Annotated in this window: 25 protein-coding genes and 1 pseudogene; 10 read left to right on the top strand and 16 right to left on the bottom strand. The window is 72.5% G+C overall.

Annotated features, from left to right (window positions below):
• The first annotated feature begins 261 nt into the window (after window positions 1-261).
• Complete coding sequence (locus tag ACLQ2W_RS30345; protein ID WP_405093084.1) at window positions 262-1,620, top strand: glycosyltransferase family 2 protein; 1,359 nt, start codon at window positions 262-264, stop codon at window positions 1,618-1,620.
• Between the two features lie 18 nt (window positions 1,621-1,638).
• On the opposite strand, the gene ACLQ2W_RS30340 is transcribed toward ACLQ2W_RS30345, so the two are convergent.
• Window positions 1,639-2,493 carry a hypothetical protein gene (locus ACLQ2W_RS30340; RefSeq protein WP_425790825.1) on the bottom strand — a complete coding sequence of 285 codons (855 nt, stop codon included), beginning with the start codon at window positions 2,491-2,493 and terminating at the stop codon, window positions 1,639-1,641.
• A 181-nt stretch (window positions 2,494-2,674) separates the two neighbouring features.
• Between ACLQ2W_RS30340 and ACLQ2W_RS30335 the strand changes: the two genes are divergently transcribed.
• A complete protein-coding gene (locus ACLQ2W_RS30335; RefSeq protein ID WP_107159434.1) occupies window positions 2,675-3,343 on the top strand; it encodes a class I SAM-dependent methyltransferase in 669 nt (222 codons plus the stop codon).
• 181 nt (window positions 3,344-3,524) lie between these two features.
• Here ACLQ2W_RS30335 and bioD read toward each other — a convergent pair whose 3' ends face one another.
• Together bioD and ACLQ2W_RS30325 are read right to left on the bottom strand one after the other, a co-directional pair.
• Window positions 3,525-4,253, bottom strand: coding sequence for a dethiobiotin synthase (gene bioD / locus ACLQ2W_RS30330; RefSeq protein ID WP_405093079.1), 729 nt, complete (start codon window positions 4,251-4,253; stop codon window positions 3,525-3,527).
• Window positions 4,250-5,407 carry an 8-amino-7-oxononanoate synthase gene (locus ACLQ2W_RS30325; RefSeq protein ID WP_425790822.1) on the bottom strand — a complete coding sequence of 386 codons (1,158 nt, stop codon included), beginning with the start codon at window positions 5,405-5,407 and terminating at the stop codon, window positions 4,250-4,252. Before ACLQ2W_RS30325 ends, bioD begins: the two co-directional genes overlap by 4 nt.
• A gap of 156 nt (window positions 5,408-5,563) precedes the next feature.
• Between ACLQ2W_RS30325 and bioB the strand changes: the two genes are divergently transcribed.
• The 3 genes from bioB to ACLQ2W_RS30310 are packed head-to-tail and all read left to right on the top strand — an operon-like array spanning window position 5,564 to window position 7,326.
• The gene (bioB, locus tag ACLQ2W_RS30320; RefSeq protein WP_281935182.1) at window positions 5,564-6,559 is read left to right on the top strand and encodes a biotin synthase BioB; all 996 of its coding nucleotides are present in this window, start codon (window positions 5,564-5,566) and stop codon (window positions 6,557-6,559) included.
• A gap of 16 nt (window positions 6,560-6,575) precedes the next feature.
• Window positions 6,576-6,815 carry a hypothetical protein gene (locus tag ACLQ2W_RS30315; RefSeq protein WP_425790853.1) on the top strand — a complete coding sequence of 80 codons (240 nt, stop codon included), beginning with the start codon at window positions 6,576-6,578 and terminating at the stop codon, window positions 6,813-6,815.
• Between the two features lie 4 nt (window positions 6,816-6,819).
• A complete protein-coding gene (locus ACLQ2W_RS30310) occupies window positions 6,820-7,326 on the top strand; it encodes a GNAT family N-acetyltransferase (RefSeq protein ID WP_425790851.1) in 507 nt (168 codons plus the stop codon).
• A gap of 74 nt (window positions 7,327-7,400) precedes the next feature.
• On the opposite strand, the gene ACLQ2W_RS30305 is transcribed toward ACLQ2W_RS30310, so the two are convergent.
• The 6 genes from ACLQ2W_RS30305 to ACLQ2W_RS30280 all read right to left on the bottom strand — a co-directional run bounded on the left by ACLQ2W_RS30305 (window position 7,401) and on the right by ACLQ2W_RS30280 (window position 14,702).
• Complete coding sequence (locus ACLQ2W_RS30305; RefSeq protein WP_425790820.1) at window positions 7,401-9,848, bottom strand: non-reducing end alpha-L-arabinofuranosidase family hydrolase; 2,448 nt, start codon at window positions 9,846-9,848, stop codon at window positions 7,401-7,403.
• 232 nt (window positions 9,849-10,080) lie between these two features.
• Complete coding sequence (locus ACLQ2W_RS30300) at window positions 10,081-12,966, bottom strand: glycoside hydrolase family 9 protein (RefSeq protein ID WP_425790818.1); 2,886 nt, start codon at window positions 12,964-12,966, stop codon at window positions 10,081-10,083.
• Window positions 12,967-13,327: 361 nt separating this feature from the next.
• The gene (locus ACLQ2W_RS30295) at window positions 13,328-13,768 is read right to left on the bottom strand and encodes a hypothetical protein (RefSeq protein WP_425790816.1); all 441 of its coding nucleotides are present in this window, start codon (window positions 13,766-13,768) and stop codon (window positions 13,328-13,330) included.
• A 246-nt stretch (window positions 13,769-14,014) separates the two neighbouring features.
• Entirely contained in the window at window positions 14,015-14,272 is a 258-nt protein-coding gene (locus ACLQ2W_RS30290; protein WP_425790814.1) for a flavin reductase, read from the bottom strand.
• The gene (locus ACLQ2W_RS30285) at window positions 14,272-14,565 is read right to left on the bottom strand and encodes a hypothetical protein (RefSeq protein WP_425790813.1); all 294 of its coding nucleotides are present in this window, start codon (window positions 14,563-14,565) and stop codon (window positions 14,272-14,274) included. The genes ACLQ2W_RS30290 and ACLQ2W_RS30285 overlap by 1 nt, the downstream gene beginning before the upstream one ends.
• Complete coding sequence (locus ACLQ2W_RS30280) at window positions 14,562-14,702, bottom strand: hypothetical protein (RefSeq protein WP_425790812.1); 141 nt, start codon at window positions 14,700-14,702, stop codon at window positions 14,562-14,564. Before ACLQ2W_RS30280 ends, ACLQ2W_RS30285 begins: the two co-directional genes overlap by 4 nt.
• Before the next feature lie 244 nt (window positions 14,703-14,946).
• Here ACLQ2W_RS30280 and ACLQ2W_RS30275 point away from each other — a divergent pair, with 244 nt between their 5' ends.
• The 3 genes and pseudogenes from ACLQ2W_RS30275 to ACLQ2W_RS30265 form a co-directional block, all read left to right on the top strand.
• Window positions 14,947-15,732 (top strand): helix-turn-helix domain-containing protein, encoded by a 786-nt coding sequence (locus ACLQ2W_RS30275; RefSeq protein ID WP_425790811.1) that lies wholly within the window; start codon window positions 14,947-14,949, stop codon window positions 15,730-15,732.
• On the top strand, window positions 15,723-15,914 hold the full coding sequence (locus ACLQ2W_RS30270) for a DUF397 domain-containing protein (protein ID WP_425790809.1): 192 nt from the start codon (window positions 15,723-15,725) through the stop codon (window positions 15,912-15,914). Before ACLQ2W_RS30275 ends, ACLQ2W_RS30270 begins: the two co-directional genes overlap by 10 nt.
• Before the next feature lie 102 nt (window positions 15,915-16,016).
• A pseudogene (locus ACLQ2W_RS30265) lies at window positions 16,017-16,100 on the top strand (XRE family transcriptional regulator); the annotation flags it as partial.
• Between the two features lie 137 nt (window positions 16,101-16,237).
• Here the strand turns inward: ACLQ2W_RS30265 and ACLQ2W_RS30260 are convergent.
• The 3 genes from ACLQ2W_RS30260 to ACLQ2W_RS30250 form a co-directional block, all read right to left on the bottom strand.
• Window positions 16,238-16,384, bottom strand: a complete 147-nt coding sequence (locus ACLQ2W_RS30260; protein ID WP_425790807.1) for a hypothetical protein — start codon at window positions 16,382-16,384, stop codon at window positions 16,238-16,240.
• 427 nt (window positions 16,385-16,811) lie between these two features.
• Window positions 16,812-17,939: a GNAT family N-acetyltransferase gene (locus ACLQ2W_RS30255; protein ID WP_425790805.1), complete on the bottom strand. Its 1,128-nt coding sequence runs from the start codon at window positions 17,937-17,939 to the stop codon at window positions 16,812-16,814.
• Between the two features lie 81 nt (window positions 17,940-18,020).
• On the bottom strand, window positions 18,021-18,725 hold the full coding sequence (locus ACLQ2W_RS30250; RefSeq protein ID WP_425790803.1) for an amino acid-binding protein: 705 nt from the start codon (window positions 18,723-18,725) through the stop codon (window positions 18,021-18,023).
• A gap of 148 nt (window positions 18,726-18,873) precedes the next feature.
• On the opposite strand from ACLQ2W_RS30250, the gene ACLQ2W_RS30245 reads away from it, so the two are divergent.
• On the top strand, window positions 18,874-19,947 hold the full coding sequence (locus tag ACLQ2W_RS30245) for a phosphotransferase family protein (RefSeq protein ID WP_425790801.1): 1,074 nt from the start codon (window positions 18,874-18,876) through the stop codon (window positions 19,945-19,947).
• Window positions 19,947-21,158, top strand: a complete 1,212-nt coding sequence (locus ACLQ2W_RS30240; protein WP_425790799.1) for an acyl-CoA dehydrogenase family protein — start codon at window positions 19,947-19,949, stop codon at window positions 21,156-21,158. Before ACLQ2W_RS30245 ends, ACLQ2W_RS30240 begins: the two co-directional genes overlap by 1 nt.
• Window positions 21,159-21,304: 146 nt before the next feature.
• Here ACLQ2W_RS30240 and ACLQ2W_RS30235 read toward each other — a convergent pair whose 3' ends face one another.
• The 4 genes from ACLQ2W_RS30235 to ACLQ2W_RS30220 form a co-directional block, all read right to left on the bottom strand.
• On the bottom strand, window positions 21,305-22,351 hold the full coding sequence (locus tag ACLQ2W_RS30235; protein WP_425790797.1) for a LacI family DNA-binding transcriptional regulator: 1,047 nt from the start codon (window positions 22,349-22,351) through the stop codon (window positions 21,305-21,307).
• An 84-nt stretch (window positions 22,352-22,435) separates the two neighbouring features.
• Window positions 22,436-23,869, bottom strand: coding sequence for a GH1 family beta-glucosidase (locus ACLQ2W_RS30230; protein ID WP_425790795.1), 1,434 nt, complete (start codon window positions 23,867-23,869; stop codon window positions 22,436-22,438).
• Window positions 23,866-24,768: a carbohydrate ABC transporter permease gene (locus tag ACLQ2W_RS30225; protein WP_396776187.1), complete on the bottom strand. Its 903-nt coding sequence runs from the start codon at window positions 24,766-24,768 to the stop codon at window positions 23,866-23,868. Before ACLQ2W_RS30225 ends, ACLQ2W_RS30230 begins: the two co-directional genes overlap by 4 nt.
• Before the next feature lie 10 nt (window positions 24,769-24,778).
• Window positions 24,779-25,756 (bottom strand): carbohydrate ABC transporter permease, encoded by a 978-nt coding sequence (locus ACLQ2W_RS30220; protein WP_405093066.1) that lies wholly within the window; start codon window positions 25,754-25,756, stop codon window positions 24,779-24,781.
• Between the last annotated feature and the right edge of the window lie 2 nt (window positions 25,757-25,758).

Raw genomic sequence — 25,758 nt, 5'->3', positions numbered from 1 at the left:
CCCGACTGTGTCAGCCGCCAGCGTGTTTTACAAGAGAAAAGTTTTTGTAAAGCGAGCCACCCCTACCAACCCCTACCTTCAGTGACTACCACCTATGCGTACGGTTATCGTGAATCATCCTCATCACAGCGTTCTCCGGCCCCCCACCCCCCAGGCCGGCCCTCTTCCGCACGCCCGCGCCGGCGGTCCGCAACGACCCCGCCGCGCCGGTGGCCCCGGTGGCGCACGTCCGCCACGGACCGACGAACGGAGATCACGCGCATGTCGTCGCAGACCCCCGGCTCCCCCGAGCTGACCGTGGTGATGCCGACCTACCAGGACCCGCACTGCCTGGAACTGACCCTGCGGGCGCTGGCCCGCCAGACGCTGTCCCCGGACCGCTTCGAGGTCGTCGTGGTGCGCGACGGCGGATCGTCCGACGGCTACCCGGAGGCGCTGGCAGCCGGCGCCGGCCTGCGCCTGCGGCTGATCGAGCTGGCCGAGCGCCGGGGCCGCTCCGGCGTGCGCAACGAGGGCGTACGGCACGCCGCCGCGGACCTGATCGTCTTCCTCGACGCCGACTCCTGGTCGATGCCCGACCTGCTGGAGCGGCACCTGACCCACCACCGCACGCCGGGCGCGGCCCCGGTGCTGATCGGCCGCCGCGACGACATCGGGCTGGCCCACCTGCCGGCCGTGCTGCGCGACGAACCGGCGGCGATCCCCCGCCTCTCGCCGTACGCCGGCGACATGCGCTTTCCCCCCGACGGCGTGCCGGACGAGCGCCGGGACTGGCTGGCGGTCGGCTGGACCGTCGCCTACACGCACAACATCTCGCTGCCCCGCGAGCTGTTCGACCGGGTCGGCGGCTTCCGCGAGGAGTTCGCGCTCAGCTACGGCATGGAGGACATCGAGCTGTTCTACCGGGTCGACCAGGCCGGGGCGACGTTCGGGTACGACGACGACGCCCGCGTGGTCCACCTGCCGCACCACCGCAACATGGGCCGCAACTGGGCCGAGATGATGGCCAACACCCGGTCGGTCATGGCGCTCTACCCCTGCCTGGAGTGGGAGTTCCTCAGCGTCATCGTGGGCCCGGAGGCGGTCAAGCGGATCCTGTTCTACCGCTCCCTGGTCCGCGCGTCCGTCACGGCCGCGACGTGTGCCATCGGCCCCGCCGTGACAGGACTCGCCGGCCGGCTGCCCGGGCCCCGGGTGCTCTGGGTGGGCACCGGCAGCGCCGACGCCGGGCTGCCCCCGGAGGCGTTGACGTTCGACCACGCCGCGCCGGTCGGGCCGACCAACTTCCACCTGATCGGACTCGCCCCGCCGCTGGCGCCGGGCAGCCTCGACGCGGTGGTCAGCGTGAACTTCTGGCGCTACCTGCTCTGGCCGGAGCTGTGCCAGTTCGTCAACTCGTCGCTGCTGCTGGCCGGCGAGGTGCACCTGGTCGCCACCGACGAGAACGCGCCGGAGATGTGCGCCGTCGACCCGGAGTCGCTGGCGTACCTGCACCGGTCACTGGCGGCCGAGTTCACCGTCGACCGGCAGGACGTGCCGGGCCTCGGCGCGGTGCTGTCGCTGCGCCCCCGGTCCGCCGGCGCCGCGCCCGCGTACGCGCAGGCCGCAGCCGCCGGCTGAGGCCGGTCACCGCCGGCGTCACCGCCACCGTCGCGGGGTCCGTCGCCGTTCGAACGACGGCGCCGGGCCCCCGGCCGGCCCATCGGTGGGCTCGCCGGCGGGGCGGAGCAGGCGTCGCATCCGCAGCAACAGCCCGGCCCCGAGGAAGAGCAGCAGACCACCGAGCCCGAAGGCGGCCTGCACCACCCCGAAGCCGCCGGTCTCGGCGACCGGCCGCCCGGCCGCGCCCGGCAGCGGCGGCTCGACCACCGTCGCGTCGGTCGGCTCGTCCGCCGTCGGCTCCTCGCGGGGCGGCTCCTCGCGGGGCGGGTCGGTCGGCTCGGCGCTCGTCGGCGTCGGCTCCGGCGTCGGCTCGACCGCCTCGCCCACCACCTGACGCGAGGCGGTCCGCCGGGCCAGCAGCCGCAACTGCGGGTCGTACGCCTCGGCGGCGATGCTCACCCGGCCGCGCCCCACGTCCTCGGCGAAGGCCACCCGGTAGCGCGCGGTCACCGTGCGCCCCGGGCAGAGCACCCCCGGGTCCAGCTCCCGGTCGGTCAGTCGCGCGGTGTCCCCCTCGGTGCGGATGTCCAGCGGGAACGAGCCGGTCTCCTCCACCCGGTCCACCTTCACCTGGTCCAGCCGCAGGCCCTGCACCTGGAGCAGCATCGACCAGCGCACCTTGACGCAGTCGGAGCGCGCCCCCCGGTCGGACCGGGACACCACCGCCGAGAGCGTCTCCACCCGATTGCCGCCGGTGAACTCGTCCGGCAGGCCGCTCAGCTCCGTGGAGAAGGCCGCCGCCGCCCCGGCCGGCGCGGCCCCGGCGAACCCGGAACCCGCCAGGCAGGTCAGCACCAGCCCGATCCGCAGCGCGTGCCGCCACCCGCTCACCAGGCCTCCTCACCTCGGTCGGTCGTGTCCACCCGCAACGCTAGGAGCGGTCCCGGCCGGTCGGTAGACGGGCGTGTTCGCACCCAACGTCAACATCGGGGGGTCGTTTCACCGACAGTGGTGAACCGGTCACGACCGCCCGCCGACACGCCCGGGATCGGCCGTGCGACACAATCTCCGGGTGTCCGAGCTGTCCGCCGCCTTCGTCCGGCTGCACGCGCGTCTCGCCCCGGTCGCCTTCGTCCCCGAGGTGCGGCTGCACCAGGCCGACGAGCCGATCGGCCTCTGGGAGCTGACCGAGGGCGAGTTCCGCAGCAGCCAACCGCCGCCGTTCTGGGCCTTCGCCTGGGCCGGTGGGCAGGCGCTCGCCCGGTACGTGACCGACCACCCGGAGCTGGTCGCCGGCCGCCGGGTGCTCGACCTCGCCGCCGGCTCCGGCCTGGTCGCCATCGCCGCCGCCCGGGCCGGCGCCGCCGCCGTCCGGGCGGTCGAGGTGGACGAGCGGGCCGTCGCGGCCGTCGCGCTCAACGCCGAGGCCAACGGGGTACGCGTCGACGCCGAGTTGGGCGACGTGCTCGACTCCGACGCCGGGGACGCCGAGGTGGTGCTGGCCGGCGACGTGTTCTACAGCGAGGCGATGGCCCGGCGGATGCTGCGCTTCCTGCTCCGGGCCGCCCGGTCCGGCGCGCGGGTGCTGGTGGGCGACCCGGACCGGGCGTTCCTGCCCCGCGAGCGCTTCCACCGGTTGGCCGGGTACGACGTGCCGGTGTCCGAGGCGCTGGAGAGCGTCCGGGTCAAGCACACCACCGTGTGGGAGCTGGACCCGAACCCACCCGGCGCCCGCCGCTGACGCCGGGGCGTTAAGCGGGGGCCCCGCCTCTACCGGAGGCGTTAATAAGGGGCCCCGCCTTACCAAAGTGGGGGTGGGTGGGTGCCGTTCGGTGGCGGTGGGGGGTGTCTGCCGGCGCTTAGCGTCGGCGCATGAAGCTACCCACGCCGGACGGGGCCGGACACCGACGAAGGTCAGGTGCTCAGCCGCTCTCCTCGGCCCAGGCCCGCCAGTCGTCGAGGACGCCGTAGAGCGCCGGCGTGAGCCAACCCGGCGCGGACCGGCGGAACACGCCCGGGTCCATCCCGCCGGCGCCGGCGGGCACCGCGCCGAGCAGGTTCGGCACCAGCTCGGACAGGTTCAGCCAGTGCACCAGCTCCGGCTCGGTCGGCCAGGCGCCGATCACCACGCCGGCCGGCACGGCCCGCCGCTCCAACGCCTCCAGCGTCAGCGCGGTGTGGTTGAGCGTGCCGAGCCCGGCCCGCGCCACCACCACCGCCGGCGCGCCCAGCGACACCGCCAGGTCGGCCACCGTCCAGGGCTCGCCGGACGGCCGCACCCCCATCGGTACGAGCAGCCCGCCGGCCCCCTCGATCAGCACCAGGTCGTGCTTGTCGACCTCCTCGCGGACCGCGTCGACCGCGTTGTACAGCTCCAGCGGCGGCAGCTCGGCGACCCGGGCCGCGGCCAGCGGGGCGAGCGGGTCCGGGTAGCTGGCCAGCGTCCGGCCGGTGAGCGGGGCGGCCAGCCGGGTCACCGAGTCGACGTCGCCGGGCTCGCCGGTGGCGGTGCCGGTCTGGCCGGGCTTGACCACCGCCACCCGCAGCCCGGCCGCCTGGGCGGCGGCGGTGACGGCCGCGGTCACCACGGTCTTGCCGATCCCGGTGTCGGTGCCGGTCACCAGCACCGCGCCGGTCCAGCCGTCGCTCATGAGTCCTCCGTTCGGGACTGCGGGGCGCACGCCACGATCACGTCCAGGGCCCGTTCGAAGTCCGCCCGGTCCACCCCGGCGCCGATGGTCAGGCGCAGCCGGGAGCGGCTGTCCGGCGTGGACGGCGGACGGAAGCAGCCGACCGCCACACCCCGGTCGCGGCAGGCCGCCGCCCAGGCGGTCGCCGCCTCCGGGCCGGGCGCGGTCACCGAGACCACCGCCGCGTCGGGGGCGGACACCGGCAGCCCCGCCGCGCCCAGCCGGCGCACCGCCAGCGCGACCCGGTCGGCCAGCTCGGCGCGGAGCGCGTCGCCGTCCCGGGCCAGCCGCACCGCGGCCCGCACCCCGGCCACCACCGCCGGTGGCGGCGCGGTGTCGAAGATGAACGTGCGGCCGGTCTCCACCAGGTGGCGGACGAACTCCGCCGGCCCGGCGACCACGCCGCCGGCCCCACCGAGCGCCTTGGACAGGGTCGCGGTGACCACCACGTCCGGCGCGCCGGCCAGCCCGGCCGCGGCCACCCCGCCGGCACCGGCCGGGCCGGTGACGCCGAGCGCGTGCGCGTCGTCGACGAGCAGCAACGCGCCGTGCCGGCGGGCCACCGCGTGCAGCTCCGCGAGCGGGGCCACGTCGCCGTCCACGGAGAAGACCGACTCGGTCACCACCACGGCCGGCCGGCCCGGCGCGGCGGCCAGCGCGGCGGCCACCGCGGCCACGTCCCGGTGCGGCGTCACCAGCGTCTCGGCGCGGGAGATCCGGCAGCCGTCGATCAGCGAGGCGTGATTGTGCGCGTCGGAGACGAGCAGCGTACGCGGCTGGGTCAGGCCCCGGACGGCGGCGAGGTTGGCCAGGTAGCCGGAGGAGAAGACAAGCGCCCGGTCGACGCCGAGCCAGGCGGCCAGGTCGTCCTCGAGCGCGTGGTGCAGGTCGGTGGAGCCGCGCACCAGTCGCGACCCGGTGGCGCCCAGCCCGTACCGGGACAGGGCCGTCGCGGCGGCGGCGGTGACCTCCGGGTGGGTGGCCAGGCCGAGGTAGTCGTTGCCGGCCAGGTCGACGACGTCGTCGTCGGCCGCGCGGGGACGCAGCGTGCGGGTCAGGCCCGCCTCGGCCCGCTGTTCGGCGCCGCGGTCGAGAGCCGCCAGCCAGTCCGCCACCGCACCGTCCCCTCCCGCCGACCGCCCGCCCCGCCGGGCGCTTCCGCCGGGCGAAGTTACCACCCGGGCGGGCGACCCCGGCGTGGCGTGGTCCCGGCTCGCCGGGCCGCTCACGACGGTTTCCCGCGCTTCCGGCGGCCTGTTAGGTTACGAGCCATGCCAGAGATCCTCGACCAGGCCCGGACCCGGGTGCTGGAGAACGGCGTCGGCCTCGACGAGGCCGGCATCCTCGCCGTGCTGAACCTGCCCGACGAGCACCTGCCGGCCGCGCTCCAACTCGCCCACGAGGTCCGGATGCGGTGGTGCGGTCCGGAGGTCGAGGTCGAGGGCATCGTCTCGCTGAAGACCGGCGGCTGCCCGGAGGACTGCCACTTCTGCTCCCAGTCCGGCCTGTTCACCTCGCCGGTCCGGTCGGTCTGGCTGGACATCCCGGCGCTTGTCGAGGCCGCGAAGCAGACCGCCGCGACCGGGGCCACCGAGTTCTGCATCGTGGCCGCCGTCCGTGGCCCGGACGCCCGGCTGATGGCGCAGATGCGCGCCGGCGTGGCCGCCATCCGCGAAGCGGTCGACATCCAGGTCGCCGCCTCGCTCGGCATGCTCACCCAGGAGCAGGTCGACGAGCTGGCCGCGATGGGAGTGCACCGGTACAACCACAACCTGGAGACCTGCCGCTCCTACTTCCCGAACGTGGTCACCACGCACTCCTGGGAGGAGCGCTGGGAGACGCTGCGGATGGTCCGCGAGTCCGGCATGGAGGTCTGCTGCGGCGGCATCCTCGGGCTCGGCGAGACGGTGGAGCAGCGGGCCGAGTTCGCCGCGCAGCTCGCCGAGCTGGACCCGCACGAGGTGCCGCTGAACTTCCTCAACCCGCGCCCCGGCACGCCGCTGGGTGACCGGCCGGTGGTCGAGGGCAAGGACGCGCTGCGGGCCATCGCCGCGTTCCGGCTGGCCATGCCGCGCACCATCCTCCGGTACGCGGGCGGTCGCGAGCTCACCCTGGGGGACCTCGGCACCCGGGACGGCCTGCTCGGCGGCATCAACGCGGTCATCGTCGGCAACTACCTGACCACGCTGGGTCGGCCGGCCACCGACGACCTGCAACTCCTGACCGACCTGAAGATGCCGGTGAAGGCGCTCTCGGCGACCCTGTGAGGCGACGGTGACGAAGCTGGTCCGACCCGACGCGCCGGCCGGTGCCGCCGGCGCGGCCGACGACGCCGGCGCGGTGACGCGCTGGTGCGACAGGTGCGGCGAGTCGGTGGCCGCCGGCCCGCACCCGGCCTGCGCGGCGGCGCGGGCGTGGGAGCCGCCGCGCTGGTGCGCGTCCTGCCGCCGGCGGATGAAGGTGCAGGTCGTGCCGGCCGGATGGTCGGCGGTCTGTGTCGAGCACGGCGAGCGACGGGGCTGACGCGATGCTGCGCGGGCGGACGGTGACGCTGCGGCCGGCGACGGACGCGGATGTGGCCGCGCTGGCCGCGATCCGCGCCACCCCGGAGGTGCGTCGCTGGTGGCGGGGCGGCGACGACCTGGCCGAGGCGGTCCGTGCCGACCTGGCCGACGACTCGCTGGCCATCTTCGTGATCGAGCACGAGGGCCGGCTGGTCGGTGCGATCCAGTGGTACGCGGAGACCGACCCCGACTACCGCCACGCCAGCCTGGACATCTTCCTCGACCCGGAGGTACGCGGCGCCGGGCTGGGCGGGGACGCGATCCGGACGCTGGCCCGGCACCTGGCCGACGAGTACGGCCACCACCGCTTCACCATCGACCCGGCGGCGGCGAACACGGCCGCGATCCGGGCGTACGCGAAGGTGGGCTTCCGGCCGGTGGGCATCATGCGGCGCTACGAGCGGGGCGCCGACGGGCGCTGGCACGACGCCCTGCTGATGGACCTGCTCGCCGACGACCTGGCGGACTGAGCCGGCGGCGCCACACCACCGGGGCGTGCCCGGCACCGTACGGTGCCGGGCACGCCCCGGTGGTCAGCGATCCGTCAGCGTTGCAGGGTCAACACACCCGGCCGCCACGGCAGCAGGTTGTAGTCACCGCTCGCGCTGGGGTTCTTGCCCTGGTACAGCAACTGGAGGTTGCAGGCGTCGACGGTCTTGGTCTGGTCGGGATTGTTGCGGACCAGGTCACCATGGCTGATGTCGTTGGTCCACGTCGCGCCGCTGTTGGCCTTGCCCGCGAAGGGGTTGCTCTCGGTGGCCGCGTTCGGGGTCCAGGTGCCGCCCAGGCTGGTGGCGGTGAAGGAGCGGAAGTACCGCCCCTGGCTCCCGATCGCCTCGACGAGCATGAGGTACTGGTTCTGGCCCTGCACCTTGTAGACCTCGACGCCCTCGAACAGGTTGTTCGTCGAGTCGGTCATGATCGTCGTGTAGCTCGAGCCGAAGCTGCCCGGGAAGTTCCCGAGCGGCATGCTCGACCGGTAGATCTTGCCGTTGTCCCCGGCGAAGAAGAGGTACATGTTCTGGTCGTCGCCGATGAGCGTCTGGTCGATGACGCCGTACGGGGCGTCGGGGAGGGTCGCGGTGGAGAGCGTCTGCGCCGCGGACCAGCCGTTGGCGTTGGTCGGGTCACTTGACGTCTTGTAGCTGAACGACGACGGCCCCCACTGGTACGCCAGCACCCAGATGTTCTTCGGGGCGAAGTACAGCAGCGTGGGCGCCACGGTGCCCTGACTCATCCCGGTCTGGCTGGCCGAGGCCATGTCGGACCAGTTCGTGAACAGGCCGAAGTTCATCGAGCCGTACTGTCCGCTGCTGTTCACGTTCGACGCGTAGACCAGGTGCTTGCCGTTGTAGACCACGTTGGTGAAGTCCTTGACCGAGACCCAGCCGTTCGCCGGGTTCGTCAGCGCGCCGGTCGACGACCAGCGGTAGGTCGACGGGAGCGCGCAGCCGCTCGGCGGCGGCGTGGTCGTGGGCGGCGGCGTGGTCGGCGGCGGCGTGGTGGTGCCGAACTCGGTCCGCCACTGCTGGTTGGCCTGGCCGTTGCAGTCGTAGAGCTGGATCTGCTGGCCGTTGCCGGTGCCCCAGACGTCGAGGCAGCGGCCGGACTGCACGCCGCTGATGGAGCCGTTGGAGTTGACGTTCCACTGCTGGTTCGGTTGCCCGTTGCAGTCGTAGATGATGATCGCGGTGCCGTTCGCGGTGCCCTTGGCGTTCGCGTCGAGGCACTTGCTGCCGTACACCATCAACTGCTTGTTGCTGGTGTACGTCCACTGCTGGTTCGACTGACCGTTGCAGTCCCAGAGCTGGACCCGGGTGCCGTTGGTCTGCGACGAGTTGGGCACGTCGACGCAGCGGCCCGACTGCACGCCGACGATCCGGCCGGCGCCGCCGGACGGCGGCGGTGTGGTCGGCCCGGAGGTCGGCGTCGCGGTCGGCCCCGAGGTCGGGGCGGCGGCGTTGAGCGCGTTCAGCACGGAGGTGTACGCGGCCTTCTTGTTGCCGCCGCCGTCGAACAGCAGCGGGTTCTCGTTGGAGCGCCACGAGTCGCTGTCGCGCACGCCCCACACGGTGATGCCGATGCAGCGCGGCACGTTCACGCAGGCCTGGGTCAGACCCTGGTACTGCGAGGTCGACGAGTTGGTGACGTCGACCTCGGTGAGCGCCACGTCGACGCCGAGCGCGGCGAAGCTGGACAGCGTGGTCTGGAAGTTGCTCGGCAGTGAGCTGCCGCCGGTGAAGTGGGTCTGCAGACCGACGCAGTCGATCGGCACGCCCCGGGACTTGAAGTCCTGGATCATCCGGTAGACACCCTGCGTCTTGCCGTACGACCAGTTCTCGATGTTGTAGTCGTTGTAGCAGAGCTTGACCGACGGGTCGGCCGCCCGCGCGGTGCGGAACGCCACCTCGATCCAGTCGTTGCCGGTGCCCTGGAGGTTCGAGTTACGGCGGCTGCCGTCCTCGTTGAACGCCTCGTTCACCACGTCCCACGCGGCGAGCTTGCCCTTGTAGTGGGCCATCACACCGTTGATGTGATTGATCATCGCGTTGCGCAGCGTGCTGCCCTGCATGTTCTGCATCCAGCCGGGCTGCTGGCCGTGCCAGGCGAGGGTGTGACCGCGCACCTTCAGGCCACGCTGGGTCGCCCAGTTGTAGATCTGGTCACCGGCGGAGAAGTTGAACTGGTTCTGGTTCGGCTCGGTGGCGTCCGGCTTCATCTCGTTCTCGGCCGTGATCATGTTGAACTCACGCGCCGCGATGGTGCTGTACGTCGAGTCGTTCAACCGGCTCGCCGCGATCGCGGTGCCGAAGTAGCGGCCCGACTGCGCGGCCGCCGCGCCCAGCGTGCTCGCCGCGGCGTTCGCCGACGGCATCATCACCGCGACCGCGGCCACTGTCACGACGCTGACCGCGCCGGCGAGCAACGCTCGGACGGCGGGCGATCGCCGCCGCGAGTGCCCGCCACGATGAACGGATGGACTCACTGTCACCTTGGCCTCCTTGGTGGGCCAACACCCGGGTCGTCTGGGCGGGGACGACCGGACGTCTCTGTTGAGGGATTTAACGACATCGATGCTTTCATCGACCGTTCGTCCGGACAACAAGTTTCGGAAAAGTTTCGGAAGTTAATTTCCCTATCCGGCTACCCGGCGTGGGGGGGGGGGGGGGGGGGGGGGGGGGGGCGCCCCCCCCCCCCCCCCCCCCCCCCGCCGCACGCGACGGTCAGGAGACGGTGCAGGCCGAGCCGTTGAGCGTGAAGCCGGTCGGCCTCGGGTTCGTGCCGGTGTGGGTGCCGTTGAAGCCGAAGCTCGTCGACGCCCCCGCCGCCAGCGTCCCGTTGTAGGCGAGGTTCGAGGCGGTCACCGCCGTGCCGGTCTGGGTGACGTTCGCCGACCAGCCCTGCCCGACCTTCTGCCCGGTGCTCGGGAACGTGAAGGCGAGCGTCCAACCGTTGATCGCGCTGGTGCCGGTGTTGGTGACCGTGACGTTCGCGGTGAACCCGGTGTCCCAGGTGTTCGCCGTCCAGGTCACCGCGCAGCCGCCGCCGGTCGGCGCGGTCGTGGTGGTGACCGTGACGCCGGGCGAGGCCGGCGAGACGTTGCCGGCCGCGTCCACCGCGACCACGGTGAACGTGTACGCGGTGGAGGCGGTCAACCCGGTCACCGCCAGCGTGGTGCCGGTGGTGGAGCCGACCAGCACGGTCCCGCCCCGGTAGACGCGGTACCCGGTCACCCCGACCGCGTCGGTGGCCGGACCCCAGGTCAGGGTGAGCCCGGTCGGGCCGACCGCCGACGCGGTGGGCGTGCCGGGCGCGGTCGGCGGCGTGGTGTCCGGCGCCGGGGCGGCCGGCGTGGTGACGGCCAGCGCCGCCGAGGCCGCCGACCGGTTGCCGGCGCCGTCGACCGCGCGCACGGTGAACTGGTACGTCCGCTCCGGCGTCAACCCGGTCACCGCGAGCGTGTTCGTGGTGGCCGGGCGCAGCACCAGCGCGTCGCTGCCGGTCTGCGCCTGGGTCACCTCGTAGCCGGCCAGGCCGCTGCCGCCGGTGTCGGTGGCGGCGGCCCAGCTCAGCGTCAGGCCGGTGGCCGTGACGCCGGAGGCGACCGGGGTGCCGGGGGCGGTCGGCGCGGTGGTGTCCGGAGTGGTCGGGCCGGGCTCCTCGCCCCACACCCGCACGCCGCCGGAATACAGCGGCACCTTGCGGTTCGGCCCGGCGGTGGCCTGGTACGACGGGTCGTTCGTCGGGTCCCAGGTGCCGCCCTCCGGCACGCCGATCTTGAACTGCACCTCCATCCGGTGCTGCGACTGCCCGGCCGGCGCGATGGTGTAGCCGGTGCAGTCGACCTCGACGTACCAGATGTCGCCGGAGAACTGCTTCGCCGTCGACGGCGACGGGCAGCCCTGGGTGTAGCCGGGCGTGACGGTCACCGGGCCGGTGCCGTCGGGCCGGAAGTAGTACCGGAACTTTCCGGTGGTCAGCGCCCGGGCCGGGAACGCCGACTTGTTGTAGATGATCGCCTTGAGCCCGGTGGCCCGCGGTTCGGCCTGCATCACCGTGGTCTCCACGGTCAGCTCGTCCATGTCCGGCGTCTCGGCGGTCGGGAAGCCGGCGCGCGGGCTGCCGCCGTACTCGCCGGTCAGCCGGGCCAGCGCGGAGGTGAAGCCGGCGTTGTAGTCGGTGGCCACCTCGTTCATCACGTAGTCCGACCGGCTGTCGGTGTACGCGTCGTTGGCCGCCGACGGGCCGCCGACCAGCGCGCCGTAGAGCACGTGCCGGGTCTCGACCGGCACGGTCTGGCTGTCCCACCAGGAACCGTGCGCGGTGCGGTGGTGCGGGTTCTTCGGGGAGTTGGTCCCGAACCCGATCAGGTAGCTGGAGTTGCGCGGGTTGTCGCCGAGCGCGTAGTTGACCTGCCGGACCGCGAAGTCGTGGTAGCGCGCCTTACGCGTCGCGTCGGTGGTCTTGTCGCTGTAGACGAGCGCGGCGAACGCGGTGTTGGCGGCGTAGCGCAGCGCGCCCCACGAGTCGAGCACCGCCATCCCGCCCGGCGAGTAGGGCACCTTCTGCCCGTTGACGCCCACCGTCCAGTAGTCCAGCCAGCGGTTCGCGTCGTCCACGTACTTCTGCTTGCCGGTCAGGTTGGCCAGCAGCACGTACGCGCCGAACTGCTTGTTGTCCCAGGCCAGCGTCCACTTGTAGGAGCGGGTGGTGGACTGCGGCTCGGTGCCGAGCTTGTCGTACTCGCTCTCCGCCTTGGCCAGGTAGGCCGCGTCGCCGGTGGCCCGGTACAGCCACGTCGCGCCCCAGACCAGCTCGTCCTGGTAGCCGCTCCAGGACTTGTAGAACGACGCCGCGTCGGTGATGCACTCGCTGTACGACTTCCGCACCGTGTCGGCGAACGTGTAGAGCTGCTTGGCGTGGCCGAGCAGCTTGTCCGCGTAGGCGGCGTCGGTGGGGCGGAACACCATCGACGAGGCGGCCATCGCCGCCGCCGTCTCGCCGGCCAGGTCCGCACCGCCGCAGCTCGCGTCGATCTTGTACGCGGGCCGCGCCATCGGCAGCACCTCGGCCGGCCCCCACCACTTGTGGTCGTCGTCGCCCTTGCCGACCTGGCCGTAGAGGACGTTCGGGGCCGGGTGCGCCTTGACGAAGTAGTCGTTGACGAAGCGCAGGTTGTTGAGCAGATAGCTGAGTTGGCCGGAGGCGACGTAGCCGTCCCGGTACTCGACCGCGCCCCAGGCCAGCATGGTGGCGCTGAACGCCATCGGGAAGCCGAACTTCACGTGGTCGCCGGCGTCGTACCAGCCGCCGGTCAGGTCGACGCCGACGTCGGCGCCGTCGGTCAACGCCGAGTCGCCCCGCCAGGAGACCCGGTTCCAGGACGGCTTGCGGCCGGACTGCTGCGCCTCGTAGAAGAACAGCGACTTCTGCAACGCCTCGGCGTAGTTGTAGGTGGCCGCGGCCTGGGCGGCCGGGGCGGGCGCGGTGGCCGGCGCGGCGGCGGCCGGCAGCGGCACGGTGGTGGCCAACGCGGCCACCAGCGCGGCGCCGGCGGCGAGCAGCCGGCGGGACGGGCGACCGCGCGGCGGCGGGGTCGGTCGGGGCATGGCGAGCTCCTGTGGGCGATGGGCTGCCGCACGGCGGCGCGATCCGGCGTCGGACGGTGCCGGTCGGGCCGCCGTGCGGCGGTGGTGGTGGGGTGGGCCGCAGGAGCGCGGGAGCGCTCCCATGGATGGTTGACAATGTAATCTCGCGGCTGCCGGTTTGGGAAGACGGCCGTAGGTGACGTCGCGGACCCAGTGGACCTTGTTCTCGATCGACAAGTGCCCGCGGGTCGACACTGCCCGTCGTGCTGGTGTCGCCTGATGGACGCGGAGGTCGGTGGTGAAGCGTCTCGGCGATGGGGCTCATTTCTCACGCCTTGACCGGAGTCTTTGCTCCAACCGCACCCGGCCGACGGTTTCGGGGTCAGGTCCGCTTGCGGCTCGCGATCTCATCAGCGAGCTGCTGCACACGGGCGGGGTCCGCGTCCCGCGCAAGGGCGACGTAGTGATCCATGACGGCCGGCCGGTATCGCACGGGCAACGTCTGTCCTGGGGCGAGTCGGGTGAGCTCGGTGATCGTGAGGTTTTCGTCTGCGATACCGCGGAACGAGATGCCGTCAGCGGTCTCCACATCGAACATCAGGACCACGCGTGGACTGCCATCGTTGCTGACCTCTCGCCAGTCGACGAGAACGCCGAGCGCAAGCGCCCCCGTACGCAGTTCCGCATTGCGCTTCCATGCATCTCTGCTCAGGAGCGGGTTCGGGGCGACACCCGGGAAGTCGGGCCCGACGCCGAGCGATTCCCGGCTGAGGTCGGGCCTGAGCTGCGCCACCAGATCGTTGAGCTTCTTCCAACCGAACATCCGGACACCTCCCTGACACCGGTGCCGGACTCTCGGCCTGGCGCTTCGCCCTCCCCGCGACTATACGTCGCGGGCCATTCCTTCCGGGCCCGGGCGTCCCGTCGGTTTCGGGGGAATCCCCTCGATCAACGACCCGCGCACCCCTGACGGAGAAATGCCATTGCATCGACGAATAGAGATCTAACACGCTCCGCTGAGCAGCACCGCGAACCCCCGGTTCGCACCGGGCGGCTCGGTCGGAAAGGGTCAGCCGCGAGGCTCGGCCCAGGCGGTGAAGCGGTCTTCGAGGTCCGCCGGGCACCGGCCGCTGTCCAACTCGGCCAGTTCCTCGGCCGCGGTCTCGTGCAGGGTCAGGAGGTACGCCCTCAGCTCGACCTTCCGCCCGCGGTAGCGCGCGAGGAGGGTCAGCTTCGCCGTCGAGCACGGCCAGGCCACCCCGCAGGCGCGGCAGCGCCAGGTGGGCCGCGACGGGACGTGGTCGGCGGGGCCGGGACGGCGGGCCATCACACGAGAGCGCCGACGCGCGGGCGGCGCTGCGACACCGGCGGCGGTGAGGTCAGCACGCGCACTCCGCTGCGCCGCAGGAACAGGGACCGGCGGGCGGTCGCGTTGCCGTCCGGGCCGAGTTGGTAGACATCGGCCCACAACCACCCGTCGTACGTCGTCAAGTCCAGCACACGGATCATCCGGACCCTGATCGGGCGGACGAACTGCGGCGACGCCTCCCGGGTGAGGTGCAGGACGTCGCCAGCACGCAGCGCGGGCGCCTCCGGCCGGCGGCAGCGCGGCCCGGTCACCGGCCGGCGCCCGGTCGCGGGAAGAGCGTCGTCGCGGCCGGCGACGACAGCCAGCGCGACGACGGAACGCGGTTCGGCCGGACCGGCGGCGGGGTCGACTGCGGGTTGGGGGTCGGCTTCTCCTCGGGCACGGACACGCCCTCCTCTCTGGTGGAAATCGGGAGGGGGACCGCCCCGCACTGACGCCTGCCGGACGAGGCGGTCCCCTGACTGACACGGTCGCCGGGTCTCGGGTGGTCCCTGCCGGCCGCGCCGTCTGTTCCAGGTTGGACGGCGAGCCGTTACCGTCGGAAGACAAAGGCGCACGTTGAACCGGGTGCGATGGTGGTTGCGGGGACGCGAAGGAAACGCCGGGGAGTCTGAAGGGGTGGTGAGGGCGCGATGAAGTCTGGCGCTGACTTCCTATTGGCGGAGCTTCGCGCAGCGCGAACGGCGCGTGGGATGAGTCAAGAGGACTTTGGGAAGCTCATCAATTATTCGGGCACGCACGTGGGCAACGTCGAGAGCGGCGCTCGCCCGCTGAAGGCTGACTATGTTGCTGCCGTAGACCAGGCGCTCAGCACGAACGGGCTGTACTCACGTTTGATGGAGCGGCTCGGCGCTCCGATCTGGCTTCGTGAGTGGATCGATGAAGAGCAACGCGCTACGGCCCTTCGATGGTATGAGCCAGCATGGATGCCCGGTCTGTTTCAGACGCCCGAGTTCGCGCGGGCGACGCTTGCCGATGAGCTGTTGAGCGCGGATGTGGTCGACCGGCTCGTTACGGCCAGGCTCGCGCGACAGGCGCTGTTGCGGAGGGACCCGCCTCCTTTGGTGACGGCGGTCGTTGACGGGACGGTAATTCGGCGCGTGGGTGACGGGCAGGAAAGTATGATCGCGGCGCAGCTCGCGTACCTCGCCGAGTGTGCCGAGTTGCCGCATGTGCAGGTGCGCATCGTTCCGGAGAGCGTGGGAATCTACACGGGCCTGACGGGGCCATTCGTGCTCGCCCGCCAGCCCGGCGGAGGCTGGGTCGCATGCGCGGACGGGCAGCTCACCGCGCAGGTAACCGACCGGCCCGAGGACATTGCTACGCTCGAAAAGCGGTGGGACCGCGTCTGCGGCGTGGCGCTCCCGCGCCGCGACTCCCTCGAACTCATCAGGAAAGCGGCAGGATCATGGACATGACCGGCGCGTCGTGGCGCAAGAGCACCCGCAGCGGCAGCAACGGCGGCAACTGCGTGGAGGTCGCCGACAACCTTCCCGGCGTCGTCGGCGTACGGGACTCGAAGGACCCGACCGGCCCGACGCTCGCCTTCGAGCCGGCGTCCTGGCGGGCGTTCGTCGCCCAGATCGCCGAGCGCGGCTGACCGCTCCTGACCCGAGAGCGCCCCGGACCCGTGCGGCCCGAGACGCTCTGCCGCCGACCCTGCGGTGGTCTGACGTGATGGCCGAGCAGGGTCGAGCACCTGATGACCTGCGCGGAGCAGCCCCATATTCAATTGCGTGTCGTGCCGCTGTCCGCTGGCACCTCATCCGGGCTGCCCGGAGCATTCATCCTGGCTGACCCACCCGACGGAACACGGGCCGGCTACGTCGACGACCAGTTGTCAGCCTGGGACTCTGTCGCTGGACGTGGTCCGGGGCGAAGCGGCGAACCTCTGCCGATCTTGGACTTGTGGCACCTCCGATTTCACGCCGAATCGAACATTTCCTGGCACCACAAGTCCATGATCGACGAAACCCTCACCTCGAGCCCGCCGCACTTCCAAGTCCAGCGGGTGATCATGAGGTTGACGGCGGTGTTGATCTCCGTTGATGCCGCCAACTTCATGATCACCGCTCTTTTCCGCGCTTGTCCGCCCATCGGAGGCCTCGCCGGTGTGATCACGGAAGACGTGGACAACGTGACGGGTGCTCAGCCGGGTTGCCGGAGCGCGGCTGACCGGACCGGCCCCGAGGGCTCCCCGGAGCCGTACGCCCGGGGCGCTCGGCCGTGTCGGGCGTCGGCGGGCGTCGGGGCTGGCGACGCGTGGTCGGCATCTTGCCGGCGGGCAGGTCGCGGCGGACGAACCGTCAGCTACCTGCCGCCCAGCGACACGAACGGGGCCCCCGCACCGGAGGCCCCGTTCGTGTCACCGTCCCCCGCATCGGAGGTCGGTCAGGGTGGCGCCGCATCGGCGCCGGTGTCGGCTCCCCGCCGGGTCCCGTCGGCGTGCCGCGCCGTTGCGGCTCGCCGAGTGGACCCGGCCGGGCTGCCGTCAGCTCTAACCCGGCCGCTGCGCCGGCAGGCCCGCCGCGGTGTCCCGGCCGGGCCACGCCGGTCGGACGGCCCCCGGCCCTCGGCCGGCCGGCACGCCCACCCGGCCGGCGGGGGTCAGCGGCAACGTCGCGGTCAGCACGCCGCCGTCGCGGTCCAGCGTCACCGGCCGGTCCAGCCGGCGCAGCGTCCGCAACATCGGCGTGTTCTCGGCCTGCACGTGCAGCAGCACCGCGGCGCAACCGGTCCGGCCGGCGTGCCCGAGCAGCCGACGCAGCAGCGCCGAGCCGAGGCCCCGCCGCTGCCAGTCGTCCCGGACCAGCAGCGCCGCCTCGGCCTCGTCGCCCTCGCCGAGCAGGTTGGCCATCGCCACGACCGGCTCCGCCGCCCCGCCTGAGCCCGCCGTGGCGAGCAGGGTCACCCCCCGCGCCGGTTCGAGCAGCCGACGCAGCCGGGCCGGCGACGGGTACGCGCCGCTCAGGTAGCGCCGCTGCCGGCTCCGCTCCGAGCAGCCGACGTGCAGTTCGCGTACGGCCGGCACGTCGTCGGCGGTGGCCGGCCGCACCGACACCTCCCCGCCGTCGGGCAGCACCAGCGTGACCCGGTGGGTGTCCCGGCGGTCCAGCGTCGCCGCCAACTCGACAAGCGCCTGCGCCCGGGCGTACTCGGCCGGGGTGAAGCTCGGCTCCCGACGGCGCAGCTCGTAGGCGCCGCCCGCCGGGTCGGCGAGCAGCATCGTGGTGCCGCCCACGCCGCCCGGCGCCGCGGTGGACGTCGGACGCCAGGTCACCGCGTCGGCGCCCAGCAGCGTCCGCAGCGCCGCGCCGGGGCCCTCCGGATCGCGGAGCAGCCGACCGGCCAGGCCGAGCACCCGGGTCGGCTCGTCGGCCAGCCCACGCGCCTCGCTGCGCGCCACCCAGCAGTCCCGCCCCCGGCCCCGCTCGACCGCGGCCCGCAGCTCGGCCTCGGTGATCTGCTCGGGCGCGTCGACCAGGAAGTCGTCGACGGCGCCGACCTCGGTGGTGTGCACCTGCACGGTGAGGATGTTGACCCCGCGCAACGCGAGGCTCGCCGTGAGCACCGACAGGTAACCCGGCCGGTCGTCCACGGTGGCTCGGATCCGCCACAGCGCCATGGTTGTCTCCCTTCCTCACCACCGACCATGCCGGTCGCCTGTTGCGTGCCCGTTGCCCCGGGGTGACGCCCCGCCACCGGGTCAGGTGACGGTGGTCACCGGCGGCGCGCCCACCAGGTCCAGCCGGTCACCGAGGATCACCGCGCTGGCGCGGACGAGTTGGGCGAGCCGGTCCACCTCGATGGCGTGGAACGCGGCCGCCGAGAGCGGCTCGCCGTGGTCGCGGGAGACCACCAGCACCAGCCCGGCCCGGCCGAACGGCGCCACCGCGTAGTGGTGACCCTCCGGGCTGGTCAGCGCGCGGGCGCGCAGCGGGGTCACCTCGGGCAACCGGGGTGGCGTCGGGGCCCGCCAGCTCGCGTGCCCGACCGTGGCCGAGCCGGCCCCACCGGGACGCGCGGCCCAGTCCAGCGGCACCACCGCGGCCACCGCCCAGTCCGCGGCGAGCAGGCCGGGCACGGCGTCGACGAGCGTGGCCACGCCGTCGGTCGGGTTCGCCGCCACCTGGGCGAGCAGCTCCGCGTCCTGACCGGTGGTGGTCGGCGTGCCGATCGCCCGCCACACGCCGTCCACCCGGACGCCGGGGATCGCGGCCAGCCCGGCGAGCAGCCGTTCCACCCGCGCCGCGCCCGGCCAGACCACGGTGAAGTCGTCGACCGCCCGCCCACCGAGCCGCTCCAGGACCACCACCTGGACGATGTCCGCCCCGGAGACACCGAGTGTCCGGGCCACCTGGCCGAGCGTGCCCGGTCGGTCGGGCAGGGTCACCCGAACTCTCAGCAGCATGTCTGATCCCCTCCGCTCGGCGGGCCGGCGCGTGGCCGGCAGGCTGTTCCCAGCCTGCCGGCCGGCCGTTTCGTCCCCGTTGCCGTGGCATGTCCCGCCGGGAAAATCCGACCTTGACAACAAAGCTGAGCTGCCGTCGACTATCCGGATGACCGATCCGGCCGTCGACGCCACCCGGCCACCGACCGGTCCGGCCCCGCGCGGGCTCGACCTCGACCGGCTCGCCGCCCACCTGGCCACCCACCGGCCCGAGCTGGCCGGGCCGCTCTCCGCGCGGCTGATCGCCGGCGGCAAGTCCAACCTGACCTACCTGCTGCGCGCCGGTGACCGCGAGGTGGTGCTGCGCCGGCCCCCGCTCGGGCACGTGCTGGCCACCGCGCACGACATGGCCCGGGAACACCGGGTGATCTCGGCGCTGGCCCCGACCGGCGTGCCGGTCCCCGAGGCGCTGCTGCTCTGCGCCGACGAGAGCGTCATCGGCGCGCCGTTCTACCTGATGAGCCACGTCGACGGCGAGGTCTACCGGCGGCGCGAGCAGACCGACGCGCTCACCGCCGGCCAGCGGCGTGACCTCGCCATGGCGATGATGGACACGCTCGCCACGCTGCACCGGGTGGAGCCGGCCGAGGTCGGGCTGGCCGACTTCGGCCGCCCCGACGGTTACCTGGCCCGGCAGGTCCGGCGCTGGGCCGGGCAGCTCGACCGGTCCCGCAGCCGCCCGCTGCCCGGCATCGACGAGCTGCGCGACGCGCTGGCCGGCAGCGTGCCGGAGGGCGCGAACGCGGGCCGGATCGTGCACGGCGACTACCGGCTCGACAACCTGCTCGCCGCCGTCGACCCGGTGACGGTGCGGGCGGTGCTCGACTGGGAGATGGCCACGCTGGGCGACCCGCTGGCCGACCTCGGCCTGCTGCTGACCTACTGGGACGTGCTGGGCGACAGCGACCTCGCCGAGGGCAACCCGGTGGCCGACGGGATCGGCCCCCGGGCCGGCTTCCCCACCGGCGCCGAGCTGATCGACCGCTACGCCGGCCGCAGCGACGTCGACGTCGGACCGTTGCACTGGCACGTGGCGCTCGGCTGTTTCAAGCTGGCGGTGATCTGCGAGGGCATCCACTACCGGCACACCCTCGGGCAGACGCTGGGCGAGGGGTTCGACCGGATCGGCGAGATGGTGACGCCGCTGGTCGCGCACGGTCTGCACGCGGTGAGGGAGAAGTGATGGAGTTCGCGTACGACGACCGCACGGTCGAGCTGCGGCAGCGGCTGGAGGCGTTCCTCACCGAGTGCGTCCTGCCGGCCGAGCCGGTGCACCACGAGCAGGTGCTCGCCGCCGGCGACCCGTGGGCCCGGCCGCCGGTGATGGCCGAGCTGAAGGCCGAGGCCCGGGCCCGGGGCCTGTGGAACCTGTTCCTGCCGGACGCGCGCTACGGCGCCGGCCTGACCAACCTCCAGTACGCGCCGCTGGCCGAGCTGACCGGCCGCAGCCCGCACCTGGCCCCGGAGGCGCTGAACTGCGCCGCGCCGGACACCGGCAACATGGAGCTGCTGGCCGAGTTCGGCTCCGACGCGCAGCGGGAGCGCTGGCTCGCGCCGCTGCTGGACGGCACGATCCGTTCCGCGTTCTGCATGACCGAGCCGGAGGTCGCCTCCTCCGACGCGACGAACATCGCCACCCGGATCACCCGCGACGGCGACCACTACGTGGTCGACGGCCGCAAGTGGTGGTCGTCCGGGGCGATGGACCCGCGCTGCGAGGTCTTCATCGTGATGGGCAAGACCGACCCGGACGCCGACCGGCACCGCCAGCAGAGCATGATCCTGGTCCCCCGGGACACCCCGGGCGTGACGGTACGCCGCGGGATGACCGTCTTCGGCTACTCCGACGCCCCGCACGGCGGGCACGCCGAGATCGACTTCACGGGTGTCCGGGTGCCGGTGGAGAACCTGGTCGGCGCCGAGGGCACCGGCTTCGCCATCGCCCAGGCGCGGCTCGGTCCGGGGCGGATCCACCACTGCATGCGGCTGGTCGGCATGGCCGAACGGGCGCTGGAGCTGCTCTGCCGCCGCGCGCTGGACCGGGTGGCGTTCGGCCGCCCGCTCGCCGAGCAGGGCGTGGTGCGGGAGTGGATCGCCGAGTCCCGGGTCCGGATCGAGCAGGCCCGACTGCTGGTGCTCAAGACCGCCTGGCTGATGGACACCGTGGGCAACAAGGGCGCGCACACCGAGATCCAGGCCATCAAGATCGCTACTCCGGCGATGGCCGAATGGGTGATCGACAAGGCGATCCAGGCGTACGGCGGGGCCGGCGTCAGCCAGGACACCCCGCTCGCCGCGCTCTGGGCCCAGGCCCGCACGCTGCGCCTGGCCGACGGCCCCGACGAGGTCCACCGCGCGTCCCTCGCCCGCCGCGAACTCCGCCGCTGGTCCTGACCCACCCTGCCCCTCCCCCACCCCCACCCCGACTGCCCGCTGATTCACGGAAAGAGTGCTCATTCCGCGTGCGATGACCACTCTTTCCGTGAATCAGCGCGGATCGTGCGGGGGGTGGGGCGGGGCGGGGCGGGGCGGGGGGTGCGTCAGGCGGAGGCGCGGTGGATCAGCTCGGTGTTCAGGAGGACGTGCGGGGAGGGGACGTCGTCGCCGCGGATGCGGGAGACCAGGAGGCGGGCCATCTGCCGGCCCATCTCCTCCACCGGCTGGAACACCGTGGTCAGCGGCGGCTCGGCCTGGCGGGCGATCGGGGCGTCGTCGAAGCCGATCACCGCCACGTCCTCGGGCACCCGGCGACCCGCCTCCCGCAGCGCGCGCAACGCGCCGAAGGCCATCAGGTCGGAGGCGACGAAGACGGCGTCCAGATCCGGGCAGGAGTCCAGCAGCCGACGCATGGCGGCCGTGCCGCTGCCCTCGCTGAAGTCCCCGTACGCGATCAGCCCGTTCTCGACCATGCCCCCGGCGGCGCGCACCGCCTCCCGGTAGCCGGAGAGCCGGGCCAGGCCGGCGCCCATGTCCTGCGGGCCGGCGATGGTGGCGACCCGCCGCCGCCCCCGGGCGAACAGGTGCTCCACCGCCTGCCGGGCGCCACCGACGTTGTCCACGTCGACGAACCACGCCGGCTGGGCGTTCGGGTGCAGCATCCGGGCCGGCCGGCCGCCGAGCACCGCCGGCAGGCCGCGCTCCTCCAGCAGCGTGGGCAGCGGGTCCGAGTCGTGCAGGGACAGCAGCAGTACGCCGTCCACGTGCTGGTTGGTCAGGTGGTGCTCGACCCGCTCCCGCTCGATCGGCGACTGCACCATGGCCAGCCAGAGCTGCATCGGCGTCTCCAGCAGCCCGGAGCTGACGCCCCGGACGATGGCCGCGAAGAACGGCTCGGTGAAGACCCGCTCCCCCGACTCGGAGACCACCAGGGCCACCGAGTCGGTCCGCTGGGTGACCAGCGCCCGGGCGGCCCGGTTCGGCACGTAGCCCAGCTCGGCGATGGCCTGCTGGACGGCGGCCCGGGCCTCCGGACTGACCTGCGGCGAGCCGTTGACCACGCGGGAGACCGTGCCGCGCCCGACGCCGGCGCGGGCCGCGACCGCGTCGAGGGTCGGGCGCCCGAGCGAGCGGGTGCGCTGCGTTGTCATCGTCTGTGCTCCTCCGACGGGCGGGCGGGCCCGGCACCGGTTGAGGCTCCGGCGCCGGGGCCGCCCGTTACTGGCTGGCCCAGCTTATTGTGCGGCCAAGCCGTTACGTCGGATCACGTCGGCGTACCACCTGGCGCTGGACTTCGCGATCCGGGCCTGGCTGTCGTAGTCGACATAGACCATGCCGAACCGCTTCGTGTAGCCCCAGGCCCACTCGAAGTTGTCCATCAGTGACCAGGCGAAGTAGCCCTTGAGCGGCACCCCGGCCTCGATCGCGGCGTGCGACGCGCGCAGGTGCGCGGCGAAGTAGGCCAGCCGGTCCGGGTCGTCGACCCGCCCGTCGGCCAGCGTGTCGACGAACGCCGAGCCGTTCTCGGTGACGTAGAGCGGCAGGTCGGTGTACTCCCGGTGGACCCGCTCCAGCGTCTCGGTAAGGCCCGGGGCGTCGATCTCCCAGTCCATGTCGGTCACCGGCACGCCCCGGGTGACGAACCGGACGTCCTCGCTGCCCGGCCAGCAGGACGGCGCCCGCCAGTAGGGCTCCGGCTCCCCGCCCTCGACCGGCGCGGCGACCACGTGCCGGCTGTAGTAGTTGACCCCGACCATGTCCAGCGGCGTGGAGATGGTGGCCAGGTCGCCGTCGCGGACGTGCCCGAGGTCGGTGACGCCCCGCAGGTCGGCGATCAGATCGGCCGGGTACGCGCCGCGCAGCACCGGGTCCAGGAAGAAGCGGTTGGCCAGCGCGTCGATGCGGCGGGCCGCGTCGGCGTCCGCCGCCGACCCGGTGGCCGGGGTGACCGGGTAGAGGTTCACCGTGATGCCGAGCTCCGCCTGCGGGCGGGCCGCCCGCACCGCCTGCACGGCCAGGCCGTGCCCGAGCATCAGGTGGTGCCCGGCCCGGACCGCGTCCGCGCCGTTCGACCGGCCCGGCGCGTGCACGCCGGAGCCGTAGCCGAGGAACGCCGAGCACCACGGCTCGTTCAGCGTGGTGAAGTACTTCACCCGGTCGCCGAGCGCGTCGGCGACCAGCGCCGAGTACTCCGCGAACCGGCCGGCGGTGTCCCGGGCCGGCCAGCCGCCGGCGTCCTCCAGCGGCTGGGGCAGGTCCCAGTGGTAGAGCGTCACCCAGGGCTCGATGCCGTGCCCGAGCAGCTCGTCGACCAGGCGGTGGTAGAAGTCCATCCCCTCCTGGTTGACCCCGCCGGCGCCGCCCGGCTGCACCCGGGGCCAGGAGACGGAGAAGCGGTAGGACCGCAGCCCCAGGTCGGCCATCAGCCGCACGTCGTCCGACATCCGGTGGTAGTGGTCACAGGCCACGTCGCCGGTGTGCCCGGCCACCGTCCGACCCTCGGTGTGGCTGAAGGTGTCCCAGATCGACGGCGTACGGCCACCCTCCGCCGCGGCGCCCTCGATCTGGTACGCGGCGGTCGCCGCGCCCCAGAGGAAGCCGGGCGGGAAGGTGACGGCCGGGCCCTCGTCGAGAACGCCGACGGCGGGCGGGCTGGCTGGGTTGCTCACGACTTGACGGCGCCTTCCATGATGCCGCCGATGATCTGGCGGCCGAACAGAACGAACACGATGAACAGGGGCAGGGTCGCGATCAACGTACCGGCGAAGATCTGCGAGTTGTCGGCGAAGTACGCGGTGTTGAGGCTACGGAGCGAGATCTGGACGGTGGGGTTGGACGGGTCGGCCAGCACCACGAACGGCCAGAAGAACTGGTTCCACTGCTCCATGAAGGTGAGCAGGCCGAGCACCGCGGCGGCGGGCCGCAACGCGGGCATCACCACGTGCCAGTACACCCGCCAGGTCGAACAGCCGTCCACCCGGGCGGCCTCGATCAGCTCGTTCGGGACGGCCTGTTCGGCGTACTGGCGCATCATGAAGATCCCGAAGCCGCCGATGAGGAACGGCACGGTGACCGACGGCATGGTGTTCAGCCAGTCGAGCTTCGCCATCAGGATGTAGAGCGGGAGCACGCCGAGTTGGATCGGCACCATCATCGAGGCGAGGATGATCAGCAGCAGCGCGTTCTTGCCCCGGAAGCGGAGCTTGGCGAACGCGAAGCCGGCCAGCGAGCCGAAGAACACCGTGGCGATGGTGATCGTCCCGGAGACCAGGAACGAGTTCATCAGGCCCTTGACGACGTTGGCGTCTCCGTTGGCCAGCACCCGCTCGATGTTCTCGCCGAGCTTGCCGCCGGGCAGGAACGGCGGCGGCCAGGAGTTGGCCGCGTCGTTGGTCCGCGAGGCGATGACGATCATCCAGTAGAACGGGAACAGCGACAGGAACACGCCGAGGACCAGCCCGAACCAGGTGAGCGGGCTGGCCTTGAAGAGCCGCTCGGCCTGGTGGGTGGCCTTGACCTTGGCGGGCGCGGGCGGCCGGGTGGGCGGACGGAGTGTGGTGGTCGTCATCTCGTCACCTTCACTTGTCGGAGCTGATGCGACGGGCCAGCAGGTAGTTGATCGTCGACATCAGTGCGATGAGCACGAAGAGCACGAGCGCGACCGCTCCGGCGTAACCCCACCGGAAGCGCTGGTTCATCACGTCGAGCAGGTACATCGTGATGGTCTGGAACTGGCCCTCGGAGCCGCCGGAGAGGCCGCCCGATCCGCTGGTGAACAGCAGCGGCTCGGTGAAGAGCTGGAGCCCGCCGATGGTCGAGATGATCAGCGTGAAGATGATCGTGGGACGCAGCTGCGGGACCGTGATCGACCAGAACTGGCGTCGCCGGGACGCTCCGTCCAGCGCGGCGGCCTCGTACATGTCCTTGCTGATCGACTGCATGGCGGCCAGGTAGATCAGCGCGTTGTAGCCGACCCACCGCCAGTCGACCATGGTGGAGATGGCGAACCAGGAGGCGAAGCGGTTCGCCCGCCAGTCGATCGGGTCCAGGCCGACGGCGTCGAGCAGCCAGTTGATCAGGCCGAAGTCCTTGGCGTAGATCATCGAGAAGATCAGCGCGACCACCGCGGTCGAGGTGATGATCGGCATCGCGATGGCCATCCGGAAGAAGGTCTGCGCGCGCAGCTTCCGGTTCAGCGCGTTGGCCAGCATCAGCGCCAGCATCAGCTGGGGCACGGTGGAGAGCACGAACATGCCGAACGTGTTCACCACCGCGTTCCAGAACTGCGGGTCGTCGGTGAGCAGTTCGACGAAGTTGTCCAGCCCGACGAAGGAGATCGTCGCGTTGAGCGGGGACCGGTCGGTCAACGCGATCCAGACCGTGTACACGATCGGGTACGCGCTGAACACGGCGAAGAGCAGGAAGAACGGCAGGACGTACAGGTAGGGCGAGTACTTCAGGTCCAGCTTGGTGGCCGAGCTGGCGCGGCGGTGCGAGGTGCGGGCGCGCGGCGGGCGGGGCTCGGGCGGCGCCGTGGCGTGCAGGTCGAGGCTCATCA

The organism is Micromonospora sp. DT227, assembly GCF_049841835.1.
GTDB lineage: Bacteria > Actinomycetota > Actinomycetes > Mycobacteriales > Micromonosporaceae > Micromonospora.
Note: the sequence above shows the minus strand (reverse complement) of the source record. Positions and strands in the feature narration are given on the sequence as shown.